A 19,451-nucleotide genomic window follows, 5' to 3' on the forward strand; every position below is an offset into this window, starting at 1 on the left:
AGACGGCTCTGCGCACCGTCGAGCAGACGCGCACACAAACGGGGTTGAGCGTGACCGCGCGGATCCTCGACGCGACCTACGAGATCGGCCGTACGTGTTCCGACACCTTCCGCGACGTCAAGGATCGGTTCATTCGCCACGATTGCGTGAACGGACAATGGAACTACCTCGTCGATCCAAATGGGTTCGCTTGTTAAAATGTTTAACTAGTTTTTGAACCGTTACTTAGCGTGGGTAGGGCCTCGGACTTTTGTGGCAAAGCATCCGCTACCTTTCGACCCGCTCAATAGCCACGCTCCCCGGCGCATCGACCTGGCATGACGACCACGCTTGGAGCCTGTGCTATGCTCCGCGCACACGTCACGGAGGAAATCGAGCACCATGGACTCGACGACGATAGACCAAGCCGAACTGCCTTGAGCGATTGATGATCGTTCGAGGGGTTCGGCTTTTTTGTTGTCCGCTCTAGGCTGCACGCTTGGGTTCCCATTGAGGCCATAAACTAATCTGTCTCCTTTTTCGATGAGCTTAGTGAGTATTCAATGAGGCAAGAAACATACTTTTACGCTGGCACAAAGAAAATCGGAAGTGTTCCGTTTTTGCTGTCTTCCCTGTTCGTGGGAATGGCAGTAACGTTTCGCGGTGGAAGCATGGAGAAGACGTACGAAGTCACTGGCTGGCGTTATTTATTTTCCAGCTTCGCGGAAGATGATCAGTGCCTATTGGTTTCTGTCAGTGAGACTAGTGTAAACTAGCCAGCCTCACGAATAATTTTAGATAGAGAGGGCGCAGGAGACGGGACTATGACGCCATAACAAAGTACCGGACAGTTTGAAGTCTCTATTGAAGGGGAGGTCTTCGCGGTTTGTACTGCAAAAGAAGGAAAGACCACGTGGTGTGGTTATGGCGAGTTTAGAAATCGGCATATAACCGAAACCGGGCGATACGAGCCGGACGCTATAAGCAAATGGAAAGTTGAGGTAAAATATTCCGCCACCGAATCATCGATGACAAGCACATGACCCATTAACCGCACAAGATGCAACTCCGTTGTCCGCAAAAGAGCTGGATCTCGGACCTATCGCTTCCGGGAGCGTCACCCCGTCGCTCGCGAACCACGCTCTCAAGTATTTTTCTGCGTCCAGATACCGAGTACGCCGCATCAAAAACATCTTCGTACGAGTGCATTCATGAATAGGCACGAGAACGGCGACTTCACTTTCCCGCGTTGTCTGTTTGAAATATGGTACCTGGAAAGTTTGCTGGCCTTGTTCATTATCCCGTCCACCCCGTCATGCCGCGACCGGCATCAGATAGGGTAATTTCGGCGGGCGTGGCCGTCGGCGTCGCGGTCGCGGCGGCAAGGGCACACGCAGGATGAGTTGCTCGAACAGCGCGGGGTGTGTCCGCCCGAAGAAGCGCTCTGCGGCGGTCGTACTGTCGGGGCGGCGGATGTGGAAGTTGTGCACGGCCGTGAGCGCAGCGAGCCTGCGATCGCTCAAGCGATGACGCCCGTGATGATGCAGCGACAATTGGCCGTTGCGTCCTTCCACGCAGGAACTGCTGCGTTGGAACAGATCGGCGCAAGCGCCGGCGACCTGTTCGACCCGCGCGCTGTTCGCGGGCGCGAGACGCTGCAGCGGATGATCGGCGCGCCGCAGCGCGTCGAGCAACGCGGTACTCACCGCCTGCACGCGGTGTCGGGTCTCGGCCGCGGTGCTGCGGGCGGCGACGCGCTCGAGATAGATGGCAGGGATGAGCTGCTCGAGGACTGCCGCTTCCAGCTCCGGGGACAGCGCGAGGGCCTCGACCCTGGCGCTCACGGTGGCGAAGAAGAACGCGAGCGTAGCGAGCCACTGCACGGTCAGGCGCTCGGCCTTCATGATGCGTTCGCGGGCGCGCTCGGGCAGGTCGGCGGCCTCGGCCAATCCCTTCAGCCGCGTCCAGACCGCGGTGAAGCGCGCCGCCACGCGCTCCACCGGCTGCGTCTGTCCATCCACCGGATCATATGGGTGATACAGCACACCGAGCTCGCGGATCAATTCACGCGCCTCGCTCTGCCGCTCCCGTGCGCGGTCGCGTTCGGTCTCGCACGCGACCAGCGCGCTCAGGGCGGCGCCAATGCGGGTCTCGAAGGCGGGAGGACGCCCGGGCGGGCGCGGTACGCGCGCTTCGAACGCCTGCTGCGCCGCGCGCTCGGCCTCCCAGTGCGCCTGCGCGGCGGCGACGCCGGCTTCAGCCCGGCGCAGATCACGCGCCAACGCCAAGGCCGTGGCTTTGGAGACCTCGTGTTGGCCGTGAAAGAGGTCCGGGGAGTGGTGGGCACCGAGATCCGTCTCGGCATGCCGGCGCAACGCCTTGGCCTCGTCGGCGGTACTCTGGATCACCTCCACGGCGAGCCCCGTGCAGGCGTCCTCCAGCGCAGCGGTCCAGGTCGCCGCAGTGCGATCCGCGGCGTAGTGCTCCAGCAGGATGAAGTTCGACACCGGCTCGATGGCCACCAAGCAGATCCCCGGATGAAAGGTTTCGTCCTCGCACACCGTCACCGCACGCGCCGGCATGCCCTCGGCGAGCGCCGTGCGCTGCTCCGCGGCCACCGCGACCACGGCCGTTTCCAGAGCGGCATTCAGTGCATGCTGCGCACCGTCGCTGATCCCGACGAAGGCCGACAGTCCGCTCAACTCCAGGAATTCACTCACCAGCCGGGTGCCGCCCGCCGCCCGCAACGTGATGCTGAAATGCGCCGCCAGCACCATGCGATGCAACCAAGCGACCCCGTCCGGGGTGCGTGCGAAGGCCGCCAAGCCCGCCGGCGGATCCCCGCACGGGACGTCCCGGCACCATCCCCGCAGGGTGCTGCGCGCGACACCCATATCCGCGGCCACGCCGCGTTGCGTCTCCCCTGTCGCCAGCCGTGTCTCGGCCGCCGCGATGGACTCGGCTTGTTCCAAGCGTGTGCGTCGCGTCACGACCCGATCCCACGGCAGAGTCTCGAATGGCCGGGTAGCGCAGCGCACGCGCTTGGTCTAAAGTCAATCTCGGCAGGATCTTCGAACATCTTTCCGACCCCTCGGTGAGTTTGCACTTCCAAGGGTAGGAAATTTCGAGGATCCTGCCAAATCCCCGCACGTCTATCACCAAGCCCTGGGATCGGACTTGGCCGCGCTTATGAGCGAGGCCCCGTCTGGGTTGGAGAGGATTGCGAGTTGCCGCGGAGGGTGCATCGATTTGGAAGTGAAGGGGTACATTGTGCCGGGGGAGAAAAGGTGGTCTGTCCCTTATTTTGCTGCGGTGGGGGTATCGATTCGGAAGTGAAGGGGCTCAGTGTGCATGAGAAAAAAGTGGTCTGTCCCCGTTTCCACATGCTCCCGAGCCCCGTTGCCGCGCCTCCAGCGCGCCCCGGCTCGGACGCGGCAAACCTGGACACCTTCGTTAGCCAATCATCGCGGACGCGATGTGACGAAAAGGAGAGATGTCGATGAACGCATGCGGGAATTGGAAGCCGTTTGTGAGTGCGGTCAGCGATTTTGATGGTTTCGCGATCAAGTTGCGTGATGGGGGTCGGCGAAGCGCTCCCCCGGTCTCGCGCGGCCGGGGTGTGGGCCGGCGGCGCGAGGTGGATCCAGCGCGGTGGCGGGACTCAGAACAACAGGGGATCGTCGAAATCCGGTCCGTCGAACAGGTCCGGTTGGTGGTCGTGAGGCCGGTTTTCGTCGCGTTCGGCATCGCGAATTTGGGAGGCGTAGCGGGTCTCGAACTGATCGGTCAGTCGGAAGAGGACCTCCCGGATGGCGAGGACCGCGTCATCGGACAGGGGTGGCCAGAAGAATGGCTGCAGGGTGGTATAGGGCTGCGGCATGGTGGTGCTCCGAGTGGGTTAACGTGGCAGGGCAGCCCGCCGCGGGGTGGCGGTGGCGGGCGGGGTGAAGACCTCGAGGAAGAGCGCCTCGTCGAGGTGGGGGCGCTCGGTTTGGGCGGCGACGGCGAGCAGCTCGGCGGCCAGGGTGGCGAGGATGCGGTAATTGCCGGCGGCGTGGTCGCAGAGGGTGTGCTGCAGGGGCTCGCTCATGAGGGCGGCGTTGCCGGCGCTGGCGCACAGGTGTTGCAGGCAGGCGAGCAGCTCCTCGCGGCGCGCATGCTCGGTGGCCAGACGGGTGCGGATGCGCGAGCCCAAGGGCAGCAGCTCCTCGCGGCGCAGGTGATCGGTGAGGCGGGTGTCCCCGGCGAGGACGACGCACAGCAGGGGTTGGGAATCGAAGCGGGCGCTGGCGAGCAGGCGCAGCTCGTTGAGCACGGCGGGACTCATCTCCTGTGCCTCGTCCACCAGCAGCACGGCACGCCGACGCGTCGTCTCCAGATGGCCGAGCCAGGTGGCACGCAGCGCCTTGAAGCCGCCCCAGCGGTTGTGCGGACGCAGCGGGACGCTGAACAGCTCGCCGAGTTCGCGGTAGAAATCCCCGAGGCTGCTTTGGGGATGGTCGATGGCGCCGACGCTCAGATCCGGGAGCCGGGCGAGGCGTTCGGCGAGCAGACGCAGCACCACGCTTTTGCCGGTGCCCGGTTCGCCGTGGATCATCGCAAACCCGCCCTCGCGGATCTGCGCCTGCTCGATGCGCCACAGGAACTGCTCCACGCGCGGGGGGATGTAGAGGGCCTCGATCGGCAGCTCCGAGGAGAAGGGATGCCATTTCAGCCCGTAGAGGGCGAGCAGTCGCGCATTCATCGGATGTCCTCGGCGGTGTTCAGGGGCAGATAGGCCGGCGGCAGGCCGGTCGCGGCATGGGTCTCGAGGAGCTGGCGCAGCAGCGGCGCGATGCCGCCGGGCGCGCTCGGTTGCGGCAGCGGTGCGCCGGGCACCAGCGCACGGCGAGCCTCCCCGGCATTGGCGGCCTTATCCAGCGGACGCACGGGGCTCAAGATCGCACCGCTGTGCGGATCCACCAGATCGACATGGGCCAGATCCCAGCGCGCGTAGCGCAGATGCACCGTCTCCAGGGCGCGGTAGCGCGCGGGGATCTCCAGGCGGATGCCGGCCAGGCTGACGGTGCCGTCGGCCCGGCGCTGGCGTCGTGCGACCTCGATGCGAAAGGCCGCGCGCAGGGCAGCGGCGTCCGGGCAGGGGCGCGCCACGGTCGGGCCCTCCAGATAGCGCGCCAGCGGCGTGGTGGCCAATTCCGAATGGGTGCTGCGGTGATACTCCTGCTCGACCCAGGCTTGGGTGGCGCGGTTGAGGGTGTCCAAGGTCAGCCCCGGCTCGCCTTCGAGCATCGCCATCAGGCGGCCTTCCACGCGGCCCCAAAAGGCCTCCTGCTTGGCGTTCTGGTACGGTGAATAGGGCAGCGTGGTCTGGTGCAGGACGCCCAGTCGGGCCAATCCAGCGACGGTCTCCTCGGCCAGCATCGCCGCGCCGTTGTCGGTCATCAGGGCACGCGGCAGGCCGCGCTTCATGAACGCCTGCGACAGTCCGTGCACCAGCACCTCGGCGGTCTCGTTGGTGTACCACTGCAGGTGACAGACCAGGCGCGAGCGGTCGTCGATGACGCCGAACAGCAACGGCGTCAGCCAGGTTCCGGACGGCGTGAGCACCTTGCGCGAGCCGTGGTGGAAATCCAGGTGCCACAGCGCGGAGACGTATTCGACCTCGAAGCTGCGCACCTCGCGCTGCTCCAGGCGATCGCGTGCGGCCAACGCGCCGGCGGTGTCGCGCTTGGGGGTGGCGCGGCGAACCATCCCGTGGGCCTTCAAGTAGCGCCGCACGCTCGGATAGGACGGCACCGGGGTGGCGGTGCCGGCGAGGGTCGCGGCCAGGTTGTCGCGATGCAGCTGGGCGGTCCAGCCGGGATGATCGCGGTACTGCGCCTGCAGGGCCTCGCGGGCGGCGGGCAGCACACTCGGGAAGGCCCCGCGGTCGGCGCGCACGCGATTGCGCAGCACCGCCACCGGATCGGCGGCAGCGCGCGCGGCGTAGTACCAGCGCTCGAGGGTCGACACACCGAACCGAACATCCAGGCCGGTGACGGGATGGCGCCAGGTCTTGGCGGCCAGGGTGGCCAAGGCCGCCTGCAAGTCACCGTCCGGCGGCGGGGCGGCGAGTAGGGGGCCAATGATCGCAAAGCGCACGCGGGCCCACCGCTCGCGTTGCGGAACCTCGATGGGGATCGGCATAGGGGTCTCCCGGCGACAGTGCCGGGGTTTCCGACACCTTCGCGATCAGCCTAGCCGGGTGCCCGGACGCCTTCGAGCTGCATCCTCTGCGTGGCGTCAGCCGCCCTCGTGCAGCCTGCACGAACGACTCGTCAAGGGGCTTAAAAAGCGCAGCAACGCCACCACGGCGTCCGCGGCATCGCCGAGGAAGCGCACGAGCAGACTCCCCGGCGCCTGCTGCAGATCCACCGGCGGCACAAAGCCCCCCTGCGCGCCGCACCACAGCGGGGTCTGCGGCAACTGCTCCCGCCACCACGTCTGCCAGCGCCGCAGGGTGCGGATCGGGACCGCCAGCGTCGCGGCCAAGGCGTCCGCTTGGGGGTGATGCCCGCTATGGCGCACGGAGGCCAGCACGACGATGAGGCCCAGATAGACCCGCCGGCCCAGGAACCGCACCGAGCGCGGCGTCAGGCGCCGCCGACACTGCGCACAGCAGAAGCTGCGACGCGTCGCGAACGCCGCGCGCCATGGTTCCGGACAGCCTCGCGGCTTACGGGGGTAGTCGGCCTGATGCAGCACCCCGCCGCAGGCGGGACAACCCTCCCCTCGGGCGGCCTCGGCGAGGTCCTCGTCGATGTGCATCAACACGGCGAAAAACGTGGGGCTTTCAAGGACGGCGTGGCACACTGATGGAGTCTCTTTGTCTTCGCAAACAAGAGACTCTCCCGACGGGTGCTGTTGTTCAAGCACCCCGAGGGAGGCACACCGCTCTCCCTCATGAAAGATGACGATTTAAGGGGGAAGAAACATCAGGGAAGGTGGCCGTACTCAATAGCGCTTCCAACGCCTCCTGCCCCAGCGTGTCGTGCAGACCGTCCGTGCAGATCAGAAAGGTCTCGTCCGGCGTCCAATCCCCCGGGCGCCAATGGATCGCAAAGTCATCCTCGGCCTCGTCGGCCCCGAGCATATGCTCCAGATCGTGATACAGCTGACCCACGTACTGGTCGGCGGCGCTCTCCCCACGCTCGACCATGGACTGAAAATAGGTGTGATCCCGCGACAACTGCTGCCAGCGACCCTCTCGGTCGATGCGATACACCCGCGAATCCCCGACGTTGAGCACGCTGAACCGCCCCGCGCGCCATTGCAGCAGGGCCAAGGTGCACGCCGAGCCGCGGGTGCGGCGATCCCCGGCAAGCGCTCGGCACAACGCCGGATGGACGTGCCGGCGAATCAGCCGCGGGCCGATCCAGCCGTCTTGCAGCAAATCGTCATGCTGCGGGCCGATTTCGCACAGGGCCTCAAGCACGGTGCGGCTTGCCCGCTGCGGGTAGGGGCTGATCGCGACGCCGTCGGCGACGGCGCAGAGTCCGTCCTGGCTCTCGGCGATGCCCAGGCGCGCGCGAAGATCGGGATATTGACTCACAGCGCCCGCGACCAAGAGCGCATCTTGCTGATCGCGGGCGAGCAGGCCACGGTGTTGCGCAAACGCGAGCTCGATACCGTGCTTCACTTGCCGATCTCCCGTGGGCCGCAACTGAGAGGCGACTTTTCAAGCAGGGTCACCCGCGCGATCGACCGGGATGACGCGGCAGCAACGATCCGCAGACCGATCGTCACGGCAAAATCCTTTCATCCCAGGCCCGATTCCCGTCATCCGGAATATGCGCCAACGCCCAGGCCGCGAAATTGAACGACGTACCGGCGAAGGTCTGCGCCGCCGCGGGATAAAGATAGGCCGTCACCGCATCGTGGAAAGCGTTCAGCTCGGCATGGTTCGCCAATCCCGATACCCCGGCGAGCGCCGGTCGAACATCGCTTGAACGACACAACGTCGCAGGGTCGGGTGCATCATCCCGTAGAACACGTTCCAGCGGTCCTGAGACCTGAGCCACTGCCACTCCCAAGCCACCGCCAGCGCCTCCTCGTGCAAACGGTCGAAGGATCCGCCGACCAAGCGCCGAGAGAAGTCGCAAACGTAATGGAACCGTTCGTGCTGATAGACGGAGAGCACCAGTAATCGAAGCACCCGCTCGGCATCCTTCTCGGTGATGAACGGAAAGCGACGCTGGGCATCGCGGATCAGACTCTTCCAAAATGCCTCGATATTTCCCCGGTAGAGACTGATGATGCCGGCACTACCCATCCACTGGTAGGTCCCGAGCAGGGCGATCGAGTCAGCACGATCGGGAAATTCCGGCCCGGTGTCGGGCACCCTTTCCCGGAACACCTCCAGCTCGGGCGCGTCGTCGAAAAGCCCGGCAGGAAGCACACCGTCGTCCGGTGGCTCATCCACGGCAAGTAGATGCTCCCTGCCGTGTATTGGCACGGCGCTGAGAATCTGTTTGATCAGGGTGTCGGCGACTGACATGGCGGGTCTCTGGTGAATCCTAAAAAGGGTTGAACGTGACCGGGCACGGCTTTTCCTTCAGAATCGTGATCACGTTTCCTATGTGTTGTGACGTGCCGAGAAAGCAGGCCCTTTTCATTAGGCAGATCACCCGAACCTTAGGGGCTCGTGACACCCGGTCTCGGGAGCAATGTCACGAGGGAGCCGGGACTTGGACGGTCGGTCAGGGTCAGCAAGGCCCCTTCAGCGTTTCAAGCAGCTATCCGGCGCAGCCCCGAAGTGCGCTTTCGCTACGGGGACGGCATGCTCTACTCAGAGCGTCTCCGTTGGCCCAAACACCAACGCGAGGGTCAGATTCCCGTCGCGTGTGGCGAACGCGCTCAGATAGACCCAGCCGCCGGGCACCGCCATGCGGGCGGTGCGGTCGTTGTAGCCCATGGTGACGGCGCTGCCCAGACGCTCCCAGTGTGGTGTGGTTTGGTCTGCTCGGGCGACCACCGATGTTCCGGGTCCGGCACGAAGGTCAGGGCCTGGGTGCTCATGGCGGACTGCGAGCCGTCGTAGTGGTGAAAGCGGAACAGCCAGCCGCCCTCGACCGCGGCGATCTGCGTGGTGTCGCGTTTGGTGCACCAAATGTCGCTCGCGTCGCGCATTTGGATAAGGTGCCAGTCGAGACGCGGTTCGCTCGGGTTCTCGGTCGCTTCGCTCATGTCTGTCGGATGCATGTTGTCCGTCCATCTGGGCAATGTCCCGGCGCGATCCTCGGCCGCTCGCATCGGGTGCCGGGTCGTCCGGGGATGGTCTCCGCGGCGCCGTTACGCCGTTGTGATCTGCGGCGGTTGCGGCTGCGTGATGTGCTTGAGAATGGCCTTGCCGCTGTCGACATCGAGGCCGAACATGGTGCTCATGAAGACGTGGTTGATGCCGGTGATCTGTTTGATCTCCTGCGCAGTCAATGGGGGCGAGACGGTTTGAAACCGGCGCAGTCTCATCGCGTATTCCTCGTCGGGATGTTCCGCGCGACCTTGGTAGGGCGATTTGATCAGCGTCCCGTCCGCCTCGCCGACGGCGACGATGCCGACCCCGGATTGATAGAGAAAGACCATGTCGCCGCGTGCCAACCGCTCGATCTTGAACTTCCAGGGATCGAAATAGGCCGCGGCTTTCCGGCTCGACAGCATGTCGTTGTGGTCTTGCGGGCTGTTCTTGAAATTCGTGTTGAGGATGTAGTACCCCTCGGCGATATCCTCGTAAGGGTTGTCGCAGACCCTGAACGGCGACATCTCGAGCAACATCTCGTCCGGAACACCGGCATAGACGCGATAGACCCATGGCCGGACATCCAATCCACCCGACCGCCAATACCGGACGGCCTCGCGGGTTCGATAATCCATGCCGTTGGTCATGACGACAAAGACCTGCTTACGGTTGAAGGCCTCTTCCGGGAGCTCGACCTCGAATTTGGCCCGATGTGCCGTCTTGAGCGATTGGGATGGATCGGTGGACTTCTTGAACCAGACATCCAGCTCGGGGTATCCCATGCTCCCGAAGAGCTGACCGTAACGGAGCACCTGCAGGAGGTTCGATGCCTGCGACTCCCACGCCTTCAGCTCGAAGATAAAGAGCCTGCCCTCGCGGTCGATGGCCATTAGATCCGGCTCTTCCTGCCATGCGCGGGACTGCATCAGCAGGAGCAGCTCGTCATCGGGAAAGAGGCGATCCAGCGAGCGAAAGAGGATCCCTTGCAGCGCCCGCTCGTCGAGCCCGAACGACTGCAGACGCAGGGTCCGCCGCTTGTCCGTCTCGCCGGTCTTGGGGTTGATGCTCAAGAGCATTGTCGTGAATCCTTATGATGCTGCCGACCGGCGTCGTAACCTTGCAGGACACCGGGGTCGGCGACGGATCTCGATACGTGTCCTGCGAGGTGCTGCAACGATATCCTTCGTATGCGACACTGCGCGTCGTACTCCTAACAAGTTCCTGGCGACCAACGGGTATCGCTATCCATCGGCGAGATCTGTTGACAAAGACCTGCTTTCATCAGCCCAATGGGGCATGATTTTCAGGGTGGGAGACATCATGAGCTACCTTGCCCATTTCGGCGCCAAACCGGATATCTGCGGCGGTGAAACCGTGATTCGCGGAACACGCGTTACGCTTCGGACTCTGCTGGCAAGCCTGGCCGACGGTGACAGTATCGCCGAAGTCCTGGCCGCTTATCCGACGATATCGGAAGAGGATCTTCACGCTGTGATTGCATTTGCAGCGGCTTCGGCGGAGGAAGATCTGCCGATTCCGGCGATCCCGAAGGTTGCGTGAAGATCAAGCTGGATGAAAACATCCCCTCCACTTTGATGGCGGACCTGTCAGCTTTGGGGCATGACATCGATTCCGTCGTTGATGAGGGTTTGATGGGCCATTCCGATCCGGATGTTTGGGCTGGCGCTCAGAGCGGCGGTCGTTTCCTGATCACTCAGGATCTCGATTTTCCGACCTGAGGCAGTTTAAGCCAGGCACTCATCATGGAATTCTGCTGATACGCATGAAGCAACCGGGACGCCGCGCCGTCATGAATCGAATCCTGTCGCTGTTCAATGGCCAGGATGTCGGTTCTTGGCGAGACTGTTTTGTTGTTGCCACTGAGGTCAAGGTGCGCGTTCATCGTCCGTGACCAGTCGGTCGATTTGACGTTCCATGCACTGATCAAGGCGCCGGATCGAAGCGACGCAGACCGGCCTCGCTCGCAACTCAGGCCACGGTACGCCTGCAGAGGCGTCTTGTCAGTACAGTGAAGTCCGTACCGGGGCAAGCCATACCCCCGTAGCCAAAGGTTACTGCGTCGCCGCGAGGCGGGGTGGGGAGCGGCCGGAGGCAAACGATCAGCCCGTAGGATGACGAACCCGTTTCGGTGTTCGGTGGTGGTGAGTCTGCCGTGACATGGCGAAGCCTGAAACTGCTCAAGAGCATATCGTGACTCCTTAAGATGGTGCCGAACGCCGTCGTCAGATTGCAGGCCACCGAGATCGCCGGCGGATCTCGATACGTGTCCTGCGAGGTGCTGCAACGATATCCTTCGTAGACGACGGTGTGTGTCGTACTCGGCACCTGGGCACCTGTTCAAGGCGACCAGCGGCTAACGCTACCCATCGGTGGGATGGGTCCAGAGCTTCGCGGCGATGAGCAACTGCCGTTCTTCGATGCGCTCGGGACGATTCAGTTGAAGGAGGCGTATGGTGGTGCGACCGGCGGGTGTGGTGCCTGAAAGTGTCCCGTCCGAGGCGAGATCGAAATGATCATCCCAGGTGTCTCGTCGGGGGTGGAACAGCGGAACGACGAGGTTGGTTTGCGGATCGATGGCCGTCAAGTCGCTGCCCTTGTATCGGTTGCAGAGGGTACAGCAGAGGGCGAGATTCTCGTGGTTTGTTGATCCCCCGTGCTTTTCGGCAATGATGTGATCGATCTGGTGGGGGGCGAAGCTGACTGTCTCCGGGATTCCACAGTATTCGCAGCGGCCGGCGGCTCGCTCGCGGATCAGTCGGCGCAGGCGCGCCGGGATAAATGTTCGGCTCACGCCTGCCGGAGTCGTTCTGCAGCTCGAATCTTGGACTTACGAACCAGATGCTCGATGTACTGGTAGTGTCGCCATTGACGATCCTCTTCGTCCGATAGGTCGCCCTCGCGGCTGCGCTTAAGAAGGGCGTCGATTTGGGCCTGGAGCGCTTGGCTTGGGCGGAGTGCCATGATCTGCTCCGGTGTGGGCAGGCTGGCGAGAAACTCCATGACGTCCGCCAATCCAGAGAATCCGGCAGCGCCTTCGGCGTCGAGCTCGCGCAAACCAAGGCTCAGAATGCGCGGAAGACCCTCCTTGCGGGGCGTGAGCGCTGCCGCAAGGTCATCCGGTATTTGCAGGGTCAGTTGCATGTCGCCGTACTCCGCTTAAAGAACAGGCTTTATCGAATGGCTGTCCGGAGTATTCGGGCCAGCCAAGGGGGACGTCAAGTTGTAGCGGCCTGTTTCGGAAGCATGGCCACCAATCGATCTCCGATTCGGTTGGTCCTTCATCGGCACGATCGAACCATCGACCTTCACAAATCGAGCCGGAATCGCGTAAGCGTATGGCCTCATAAGGCTGCTGCAAATCCTGGAATGACTTCGCCGAAGCGGATCCCGCGCAGTTCCGCCTCGGCGCCGATCGAAACGACGCTTTCCCCTCCGGGATCACGCCGCCCTGACCATCTCATCCCCCTTCAACCGACACTCCGCCATCAGCCGGCGCAGGAACTGCTCCGGTGTCGGGGTCTCGCCGAGCAGCTCGCGCTGGCGGCAGACGGTGGCGAAGTCGCCGGGCGTCAGGCTCTCCAGCGCCGTCAGATGCCGCGCGATCTTCGGTGGGACCGGAGCTGTAGCATCCCCGAGCGCCTCGCGGGCGAACAGGGCGAGGCGTTGGGCCGGCTTCAGTGCACGGAAGTGCAGCTTGAAGTCGAACCGCCGCAGCGCCGCGGCGTCGATGCCCGACATCAGGTTCGTTGCCGCGATGAAGATGCCGGGAAAGCCTTCCATCTGCTGCAACAGCTCGTTCACCTGCGTGCGCTCCCAGCCGTGCCGTGCCGATCGCCGGTCGGCGAGGAAGCTGTCGACCTCGTCCAGGAGCAGGACCGTGTGCGCCGGGTCGCACGCGCGAAACAGACGTGCCAGGTTCTGCTCGGTCTCCCCGACATAGGGCGAGACCAAGTCGGAGGCCTGCCGCGCCACCAGCTCGCGGTCGAGCGCCTCGGCCAGCACCTCGGCAAAGGCGGTCTTGCCGGTCCCCGGCGGACCATAGAAGCACAGGCTGCCGTGCCCCCGTTCGGCCAGCGCGCGGGCGATCGCGCCCGGCGTGATGTCGCCGGCCAGGTTCAGATAGGCGACGTCGAACGCCGTACCCGTCCGACGTCGGCGCGGCCCCGGCGCCCCGTGCAGGAGGCTGCGCAGCGCCCCGATGCCGTCGCGCACCGTCTGCTCGGCCGGCGCCTCCGGGTGCAGGTCGAGCAGACGGCGGGCCGCGCCCAGCTGCGCCGGGGCCAGGGCGGTGTCCGCCGCCAGCTCGTCGAGCAGCGCCGGCGGCAGTGCCGCGTCCCCGAGATGGCACTCGGCCATCCGACGCCGGACCGAGCGGGGCGGGGTCGTGAAGGCGACCGGCAGCAGGAAGCGCCGCAGGAAGGCCGGATCCATACCGTCGGTGCGGTTGGTGATCCAGATCGCCGGCACCGGGTTCTCCTCCAGAATGCGATTCATCCGGCCCTTCTGCCGGCCCGCGCTTTGTTGCCTGCCCAGCAACGCGAGCAGGCCGCCGCCCTCGTCGAACACGTCCTCGACCTCGTCGAAGATCAGCACCGCGCCGCCGCGTCGCCCGAGCAGGCGCTGCGCGACCAGATAGGCCGACAGACGCCCGTCGCGATTCAGCCCGTCCGCGTCCTCGTCGGCGCTGCGCACCTGATAGGCGTGCAGCCCGCACGCCTCGACCAGGGCACGCGCCAGCTCGGTCTTGCCAGTGCCGGGCGCGCCGTAGAAGAGCGCGTTGACGCCGACCGCCCCGGTGGCCGCGGCGCGGCCCAGGGTCGCGCTTAGCCGTGCGGTGTCGGCGGCCAGATGCGGGAAGGCATCCAGTCGCCAGGCACCGACGGGCGCCGGCTCGATCAGGAGCGCAAGCAGCGCCTCGCTGTCCCGCGGGGCGGCATCGAGCACGTCGCGCAGGAGGCTTTGCGGGGCTAGGTAGTCCTCCAGGTCGGACTCGTGACGGTGCTGTCGGTCGAGGAGCCCGAGACTGTTCAGCGGGCCGCGCTTGGCCAATGCCTCGCGCATGGCACTCCGATCGAGACCCAGAACCCCGGCCAAGCGCTCCAGATTGGTCCGCCCGGTGCCTCGGCTGCCCGCGCGCAAGACCGTGCGCAGCGCCTCGGACTGCTCGCGCTGCTCCAGGAAATCGAGCACGCAGAGACTGGTCTCGTCGAGTCCGAGGACCTCGCCGAGCAGGGCGACGGTCGACGAGATCGGCGCCCGCCCGTCGGCTTTGGCCAGACGCTTCAAGACAGCGCGCGGCAGCGTTTGGAAAAAGCCGTGGACGTGACGCTTCTGGCGGTGATCCAGCGCCTGATCCTCGTCGCCCGGCCAGTCGTTGTGGAGACGCTTCGCGAGCTGGCGTTCCAGGTCCGATTCGTAGCGGACGTCGGCGTCTTCGTCCGGCGACCCTGCGTGAACCGGCGGCAGCCAGCCCCCCACGGACTCGGGATCAAGCAGCGGAAGGGTTAACCGCCAGATCGACACGAGTGTGTCGTCGCTTCTCAACGTGACGCGCGCGGCCGGGAAGCTGTCGAGCCACTGCAGGGCAAAACGGGCGAGACGGCGCTCGGCGGCCGGGACAACGTCGAAGTCACGACGCCACAGGGTGCGATGCGGGTGCTGGCTCATATTTTCGTTGCTCTCTCTGCCAAGGTTGAAAACGTCGACCGTCGTCGGGCCTGTGCCGGATCCCGCGATGACTCTGCGGCGGGTCCGCAGCTCGATGGTCTTCGGGTCTCGGGCATCCGGTGACCGGCGGCTCTCGATCGGTCAAACGATGAACCCCGTTTCGCGTGTTTTCCGGCGAGCTTTTTTCGAGCGGATTGGATCTGGGTGAAGGGCGTATTGGACCATTCGGATGCGACACGACATGTCGGACAGGACGCGTGACGGACCGATCGCCTTGGGGTACGGGTCTTGCGGGGTCACGCGGCGCGGGGTTTTCGGCTCAGCCGATTCGATGTGCGGGCGAAGGTTCTCCGCAACCTTGGCGGCATCGGAGGAACCATCACCCGCGGGCACCGACAGGAGCAATCGCGTCGTCTTTCCGCAGGGTTACTGCAGAAAGGACGTTTATTTGAAGCTCGCCCGGATCAGCGATCGAGCCCGCCGTCGTCGGACTTGGCTCCGGTCTCAGGCGCCGGCGCCGGCGCCGGCGCCGCCATCAGCCCCGGCAGCTTGTCGCCGCCGTTGGCGATGTACAGATGCACATCGCGCTGCGGGAACGGGATACCGATGTCGGCGGCATCGAAGCGCATCTTCACCTCCCGCGTGATGTCCCAGAAGACCGTCCAGTAGTCGGCGGTCTTGGTCCAGGGTCGCACGATGAAGTTGACCGACGAGTCCGCCAGTGCACTCATGCGGATGGTCGGCGAAGGCTCCTGCAATACCTGCGGATGGGCGTTGACGATCTCTTCCAGAATCGCCTGGGCCTGGTCGATGTCGTCGTCGTAACCGATGCCGAATTCCATGTCCACACGCCGCTCGGTGACGCCGCTGGCATTGGTGATGACGTCTCCCCAAACGCGATTGTTCGGCACCACCATCTTCTTGTTGTCGAAGGTCTTGATGGTGGTCGAGACCAGGTTCACCGATTCCACCGAGCCGGAGACACCGCCCGCGTCGACCACGTCGCCGACGTCGAACGGCTTGAAGAACAGGATCATGAGGCCGCTGGCGAAATTGCTCAGGGAGTCCTGCAACGCGAAGGCGACGACGAAGCCGGCGGCGCCGAGCATGGCCAGCAGCGGACCGATACTCACCTCCAGCGACGCCAGCGCCATAATCAAACCGATGGCCAGAACGACCCATCGCACCGCCTTGACAACAAAGTCCTCCAGCAGTTTCGATGCACCCGGCACGCGACGCACGGCACGGTGAATCAGGCCGCTGGCGATGCCGGCGATGATCCAGGCAACCAGCAGGATGCCGATGAAGCTCGCCAGATTGACGGCCCAGCGCGTACCACCCTCGTCCGACATGGCCCAACCCTTGATGGCGAGCCAGGCGGACGTGGTGTCTTTGACATCGAGCTCGATGCCTTTCACGGCGGAGGCATAGAGCTTGTAATCCGCGATCTTGGCCAGCGTGTCGGCGTCGCCCTCGTCGGTCTTGGCCTCCAAAGCGGTGAGCACGGACTTGAACTGATCCAGCAGCAGCGTGCGCTGCTCACGCAAGTCCGCGACCGCTTCCAACAGGGCCACCTTCTCGTCTTTCTTCGACTCCGCGGCCTGCTCGCCGACGGCAGCGGCTGCGCCGGCGTCGAGCGCGTCGGCCGCCTCCATCGTCTGTGCCGAGTCCCTCTCGGCGTTCGCAACATCCGCGGCCCTTTCCGCCACGACATCGGTGGCCTCTTCGGCCTGTCCCGTCGCATCACGCACCTCTTGCGCCGCGGTGAGCAACACCTCTCCGGTCTTGCCCTTGGCCTCGTCGACCACCTCCGTCAAGTCGTCGACGGCAGCGCCGGCCGCCTGCGCGGCGTCCTCGGTCGCTTCGAGCTTGGCCTTGACCTCCTCGGAGAGCTCGTCGCGTATCGCTGCGCTGCGCTCCGCCGCACCGGCTGCCTCCTCGACGCGCTGTTTCACGATGTCCATCTGCTCGCGTGCGTCGGCAGCGGCGGCGTCCGCCTTCGCGATGGCATCCTCGTCACCGCTTGCGCGGGCCTCGGTCGCCTGCTTGCCGACCTCTTCGAGCTGCTGCTTGGCCTTGGCGGCCGCTTCCTCGATTGCTTGCGCCTTGTCGATCTCCTGGTTCTGACGCTTCACGGCGATCTCGGCTCTGGAGATCTCCTCGGCCTTACTCTGCACCAAACCTTGCCAGGCTTCCGCTTCGATCAGCAATTGCGCCTTGGTCAGCGGTTTGAGCAACAGGCCCAATTCATCGACCGGGATCGACGGGTCCGCGGTTGTCACCGGCTCGGGTGCGGCCGCCTTCTCCTCGGCCATCGCCGCGACGCAGAGCAACGACAGGGCCATTGCCAAAAGAAAGGGTAAGCGCATCATTTGCATGAATGACTCCTCTACGAGTTGGTGGCTGGAATGGACTGGCGAGCAGTGTGGTGTGAACGGCAATCGATGTTGAGCGGCGGCCCGGAGGGCCTAGAGCGCCAGCATGCCCGAGAGCATTGGTTACCGAGACGGAGCGGTGATCAGGCCTTGTCCTCGGAGGGCAGCACCTTGGATACCGCTCACACGGGAGACACGATGTCTTTAACCGCACGCCTCCTCGATGCGCGCGGGTTGTGCTTCGAACGAACGAATCCCTCGACACAGAGTAAGATCGAGGGACACGTTATGCATGAGTCTAACGCAGCAACGCCTCTAGCCGGGAGGGTTGCTGCCTTGTAGCCGATAGATCAAAGGGGCCTTGAAAGCTTTCGCCCGGCAGATCCACGCCGATGCGGTCGAGCCGGCCGAGCCGGCTCCCGCAAGCCAGAACCTAAAGCACGGCGCGACTGACGGTGAGGGGGCGTCACCGGTTGAAGTACGAAAGCCACGTTTTTTGCCCAGCATTCCGGGATTTCATGGACCCTACCCTGCCGCCGACGAGCCGGATACGGACACAAAAAAACCGGGCGCCTTGCGGCGCCCGGCCAATATCGAGCCAACTCGGGGCACTCGGCCCGGTCAGCTTCATTATTCGAACAGTTTGCTCTTGTCAACCGCGCCGGCGCTGAACGCGCTTGACGCTGGTCCAGGTCTTTGTCTCTATTATCGTGGACCGCGTTGACGAAGCATTTTCAGTTCTCCTCGTCTACAAAATTGTCATCAATCCGAACATCCCGCCGCGATCGCTTTGCCCGGAACAGACATTCTCCGGACACAGCGCTTTTCGTTGTCTCGGTCTATCGCTAAGCTGGTGCGAGGGTAGAGACTGCCCCGATCGCGGTCAAAACAGAATTTTGGCCTGCTTTCATAAATCTGCTTTATTAGGTATTTCTGATGACTCCGGGACCGGCAGAGGAAAGCGGATGAGTCGAGCACGAATTTGGTTAACGACCGGCGCGACCTGCGGGTTCGTCACGGTCGCGCTGGGAGCCTTCGGGGCACACGGTTTACGAGAGATCGTGAGCCCAGAGCGGCTCGCGAACTGGGCGACCGCGACGGACTACTTGGGTTTGCACGCGCTTGCGATCCTGGCCTGCGGGCTGTGGCTGCTGCAGCGACCCGCCGATGGTCTCGTCCATCGGGCGGCCGGGGCATTTTTGGCCGGCATTGTGCTTTTCAGCGGCAGTCTCTTTGCGCTCGTGCTGACGGGTCAGCGTGCGATCGGGATGATCACCCCGGTTGGCGGTTTGCTCCTGCTTGCGGGCTGGGCGCTGCTTGTCGCCGGTGCCCGAGGTCTCCGGGAGGGCGCCCATACGGACTCCCGGCCCGGAGCGGATTGACGTCTCGCCGATGCGAATCCCGCGCGTCTATGTCGACCTGCCTCTGGAGCCCGGCACGGCCCTCGAGCTGCCGTCGGCTCAAGCCCGCCACCTCACCCAAGTCCTGCGCCTACCGACCGAGACGCCCCTGGTGTTGTTCAACGGCGACGGCTATGACTATCCCGCGCACCTGATCCGCGTCGAGCGGAGCGGGACAGCAGCGCTGATCGGCACGCCCGGGGCCCCGGAGCGAGTCCCGCCGTTGAACATCCACCTCGCGCTCGGCGTTTCCAAAGGCGAGCGGATGGACTACGCGCTGCAGAAGTCCGTCGAGCTCGGGGTCGGCCGCGTCACGCCCCTCTTCACAGAGCGTAGCCAGGTTCACCTGAGTGGCCCGAGACTCGAACGGAGGCTCGAACATTGGCGTGGCGTCCTCATCGGGGCCTGCGAGCAATCGGGGCGGCGAAGGCTGCCGTATCTCGCCGCTGCGGCGACCTACTCGGATTGGCTGAGCAAGCATGCGGACGGCGGACTGCTGCTCGACCCGGAGGCCGATCGGCCATTGACCGCCCTATCCGCCCCGGTCGCGACCATCACCCTGTTGATCGGCCCGGAAGGCGGACTCAGCCCGCGCGAACGCACCGGGGCTCGCACGCGAGGCTTCGAGGGCGTGCGCCTGGGGCCTCGGATCCTACGCACCGAGACGGCCCCACTCGCCGCTATCGCCGTTATCCAAGCGCTCTGGGGGGATCTCGGCGACTAGAGGCAGCGCGA

Annotated in this window: 19 protein-coding genes; 5 read left to right on the forward strand and 14 right to left on the reverse strand. The window is 64.5% G+C overall.

The genetic code is table 11. The features are described 5' to 3' along the window. On the forward strand, window positions 1-197 hold a 197-nt coding region (locus THIMADRAFT_RS14870; protein ID WP_007193885.1), incomplete at its 5' end, for an ISAzo13-like element transposase-related protein. A 1,095-nt stretch (window positions 198-1,292) separates the two neighbouring features. Here the strand turns inward: THIMADRAFT_RS14870 and THIMADRAFT_RS14875 are convergent. The 10 genes from THIMADRAFT_RS14875 to THIMADRAFT_RS24815 all read right to left on the reverse strand — a co-directional run bounded on the left by THIMADRAFT_RS14875 (window position 1,293) and on the right by THIMADRAFT_RS24815 (window position 10,329). Beyond that, entirely contained in the window at window positions 1,293-2,969 is a 1,677-nt protein-coding gene (locus THIMADRAFT_RS14875; protein ID WP_007193887.1) for a DUF6399 domain-containing protein, read from the reverse strand. 671 nt (window positions 2,970-3,640) lie between these two features. Beyond that, on the reverse strand, window positions 3,641-3,859 hold the full coding sequence (locus THIMADRAFT_RS14880; RefSeq protein ID WP_007193888.1) for a hypothetical protein: 219 nt from the start codon (window positions 3,857-3,859) through the stop codon (window positions 3,641-3,643). Window positions 3,860-3,877: 18 nt separating this feature from the next. Further along, the gene (locus tag THIMADRAFT_RS14885; RefSeq protein WP_007193889.1) at window positions 3,878-4,723 is read right to left on the reverse strand and encodes an ExeA family protein; all 846 of its coding nucleotides are present in this window, start codon (window positions 4,721-4,723) and stop codon (window positions 3,878-3,880) included. Beyond that, on the reverse strand, window positions 4,720-6,165 hold the full coding sequence (locus THIMADRAFT_RS14890) for a DDE-type integrase/transposase/recombinase (RefSeq protein ID WP_007193890.1): 1,446 nt from the start codon (window positions 6,163-6,165) through the stop codon (window positions 4,720-4,722). Before THIMADRAFT_RS14890 ends, THIMADRAFT_RS14885 begins: the two co-directional genes overlap by 4 nt. 96 nt (window positions 6,166-6,261) lie before the next feature. Next, complete coding sequence (locus tag THIMADRAFT_RS14895; RefSeq protein WP_007193891.1) at window positions 6,262-6,831, reverse strand: hypothetical protein; 570 nt, start codon at window positions 6,829-6,831, stop codon at window positions 6,262-6,264. 88 nt (window positions 6,832-6,919) lie between these two features. Then, complete coding sequence (locus THIMADRAFT_RS14900; RefSeq protein WP_007193892.1) at window positions 6,920-7,657, reverse strand: PP2C family protein-serine/threonine phosphatase; 738 nt, start codon at window positions 7,655-7,657, stop codon at window positions 6,920-6,922. A 103-nt stretch (window positions 7,658-7,760) separates the two neighbouring features. Continuing rightward, on the reverse strand, window positions 7,761-7,928 hold the full coding sequence (locus THIMADRAFT_RS27145; protein ID WP_158308389.1) for a hypothetical protein: 168 nt from the start codon (window positions 7,926-7,928) through the stop codon (window positions 7,761-7,763). Further along, window positions 7,907-8,515, reverse strand: coding sequence for a hypothetical protein (locus THIMADRAFT_RS14905; RefSeq protein ID WP_007193893.1), 609 nt, complete (start codon window positions 8,513-8,515; stop codon window positions 7,907-7,909). Before THIMADRAFT_RS14905 ends, THIMADRAFT_RS27145 begins: the two co-directional genes overlap by 22 nt. 291 nt (window positions 8,516-8,806) lie before the next feature. Further along, window positions 8,807-8,992 carry a hypothetical protein gene (locus THIMADRAFT_RS26695; RefSeq protein WP_139052850.1) on the reverse strand — a complete coding sequence of 62 codons (186 nt, stop codon included), beginning with the start codon at window positions 8,990-8,992 and terminating at the stop codon, window positions 8,807-8,809. Window positions 8,993-9,309: 317 nt separating this feature from the next. Then, on the reverse strand, window positions 9,310-10,329 hold the full coding sequence (locus THIMADRAFT_RS24815; protein WP_007193896.1) for a PDDEXK family nuclease: 1,020 nt from the start codon (window positions 10,327-10,329) through the stop codon (window positions 9,310-9,312). Between the two features lie 244 nt (window positions 10,330-10,573). On the opposite strand from THIMADRAFT_RS24815, the gene THIMADRAFT_RS14920 reads away from it, so the two are divergent. Continuing rightward, window positions 10,574-10,813 (forward strand): DUF433 domain-containing protein, encoded by a 240-nt coding sequence (locus THIMADRAFT_RS14920; protein WP_007193897.1) that lies wholly within the window; start codon window positions 10,574-10,576, stop codon window positions 10,811-10,813. Then, window positions 10,810-10,992: a DUF5615 family PIN-like protein gene (locus tag THIMADRAFT_RS24820; RefSeq protein WP_050799585.1), complete on the forward strand. Its 183-nt coding sequence runs from the start codon at window positions 10,810-10,812 to the stop codon at window positions 10,990-10,992. Before THIMADRAFT_RS14920 ends, THIMADRAFT_RS24820 begins: the two co-directional genes overlap by 4 nt. 641 nt (window positions 10,993-11,633) lie before the next feature. Here THIMADRAFT_RS24820 and THIMADRAFT_RS14930 read toward each other — a convergent pair. The 4 genes from THIMADRAFT_RS14930 to THIMADRAFT_RS24830 all read right to left on the reverse strand — a co-directional run bounded on the left by THIMADRAFT_RS14930 (window position 11,634) and on the right by THIMADRAFT_RS24830 (window position 17,319). Further along, window positions 11,634-12,065: an HNH endonuclease gene (locus THIMADRAFT_RS14930; RefSeq protein ID WP_007193898.1), complete on the reverse strand. Its 432-nt coding sequence runs from the start codon at window positions 12,063-12,065 to the stop codon at window positions 11,634-11,636. After that, window positions 12,062-12,415 (reverse strand): hypothetical protein, encoded by a 354-nt coding sequence (locus THIMADRAFT_RS14935; protein WP_007193899.1) that lies wholly within the window; start codon window positions 12,413-12,415, stop codon window positions 12,062-12,064. The genes THIMADRAFT_RS14930 and THIMADRAFT_RS14935 overlap by 4 nt, the downstream gene beginning before the upstream one ends. Window positions 12,416-12,712: 297 nt before the next feature. Beyond that, on the reverse strand, window positions 12,713-14,941 hold the full coding sequence (locus tag THIMADRAFT_RS14940) for an AAA family ATPase (protein ID WP_007193900.1): 2,229 nt from the start codon (window positions 14,939-14,941) through the stop codon (window positions 12,713-12,715). A 464-nt stretch (window positions 14,942-15,405) separates the two neighbouring features. Continuing rightward, window positions 15,406-17,319: a mechanosensitive ion channel family protein gene (locus tag THIMADRAFT_RS24830; protein WP_007193901.1), complete on the reverse strand. Its 1,914-nt coding sequence runs from the start codon at window positions 17,317-17,319 to the stop codon at window positions 15,406-15,408. 674 nt (window positions 17,320-17,993) lie between these two features. On the opposite strand from THIMADRAFT_RS24830, the gene THIMADRAFT_RS28400 reads away from it, so the two are divergent. Both THIMADRAFT_RS28400 and THIMADRAFT_RS14955 read left to right on the forward strand, forming a co-directional pair. Then, window positions 17,994-18,698: a DUF423 domain-containing protein gene (locus THIMADRAFT_RS28400; protein ID WP_324603142.1), complete on the forward strand. Its 705-nt coding sequence runs from the start codon at window positions 17,994-17,996 to the stop codon at window positions 18,696-18,698. Between the two features lie 10 nt (window positions 18,699-18,708). Further along, the gene (locus tag THIMADRAFT_RS14955) at window positions 18,709-19,440 is read left to right on the forward strand and encodes a 16S rRNA (uracil(1498)-N(3))-methyltransferase (RefSeq protein WP_007193903.1); all 732 of its coding nucleotides are present in this window, start codon (window positions 18,709-18,711) and stop codon (window positions 19,438-19,440) included. The last annotated feature ends 11 nt before the right edge of the window (window positions 19,441-19,451 follow it).

Origin of the sequence: Thiocapsa marina 5811 (assembly GCF_000223985.1) — a bacterium.
In the GTDB taxonomy this organism is placed as follows: Bacteria; Pseudomonadota; Gammaproteobacteria; order Chromatiales; family Chromatiaceae; genus Thiocapsa; species Thiocapsa marina.

Coding starts and splice junctions, on each gene's coding strand:
- THIMADRAFT_RS14940 (WP_007193900.1), bottom strand. CDS start 14,941: ATGAGCCAGCACCCGCATCGCACCCTGTGGCGTCGTGACTTCGACGTT.
- THIMADRAFT_RS24815 (WP_007193896.1), bottom strand. CDS start 10,329: ATGCTCTTGAGCATCAACCCCAAGACCGGCGAGACGGACAAGCGGCGG.
- THIMADRAFT_RS14890 (WP_007193890.1), bottom strand. CDS start 6,165: ATGCCGATCCCCATCGAGGTTCCGCAACGCGAGCGGTGGGCCCGCGTG.
- THIMADRAFT_RS14955 (WP_007193903.1), top strand. CDS start 18,709: ATGCGAATCCCGCGCGTCTATGTCGACCTGCCTCTGGAGCCCGGCACG.
- THIMADRAFT_RS24830 (WP_007193901.1), bottom strand. CDS start 17,319: ATGCAAATGATGCGCTTACCCTTTCTTTTGGCAATGGCCCTGTCGTTG.
- THIMADRAFT_RS14905 (WP_007193893.1), bottom strand. CDS start 8,515: ATGTCAGTCGCCGACACCCTGATCAAACAGATTCTCAGCGCCGTGCCA.
- THIMADRAFT_RS14885 (WP_007193889.1), bottom strand. CDS start 4,723: ATGAATGCGCGACTGCTCGCCCTCTACGGGCTGAAATGGCATCCCTTC.
- THIMADRAFT_RS14935 (WP_007193899.1), bottom strand. CDS start 12,415: ATGCAACTGACCCTGCAAATACCGGATGACCTTGCGGCAGCGCTCACG.
- THIMADRAFT_RS14920 (WP_007193897.1), top strand. CDS start 10,574: ATGAGCTACCTTGCCCATTTCGGCGCCAAACCGGATATCTGCGGCGGT.
- THIMADRAFT_RS14880 (WP_007193888.1), bottom strand. CDS start 3,859: ATGCCGCAGCCCTATACCACCCTGCAGCCATTCTTCTGGCCACCCCTG.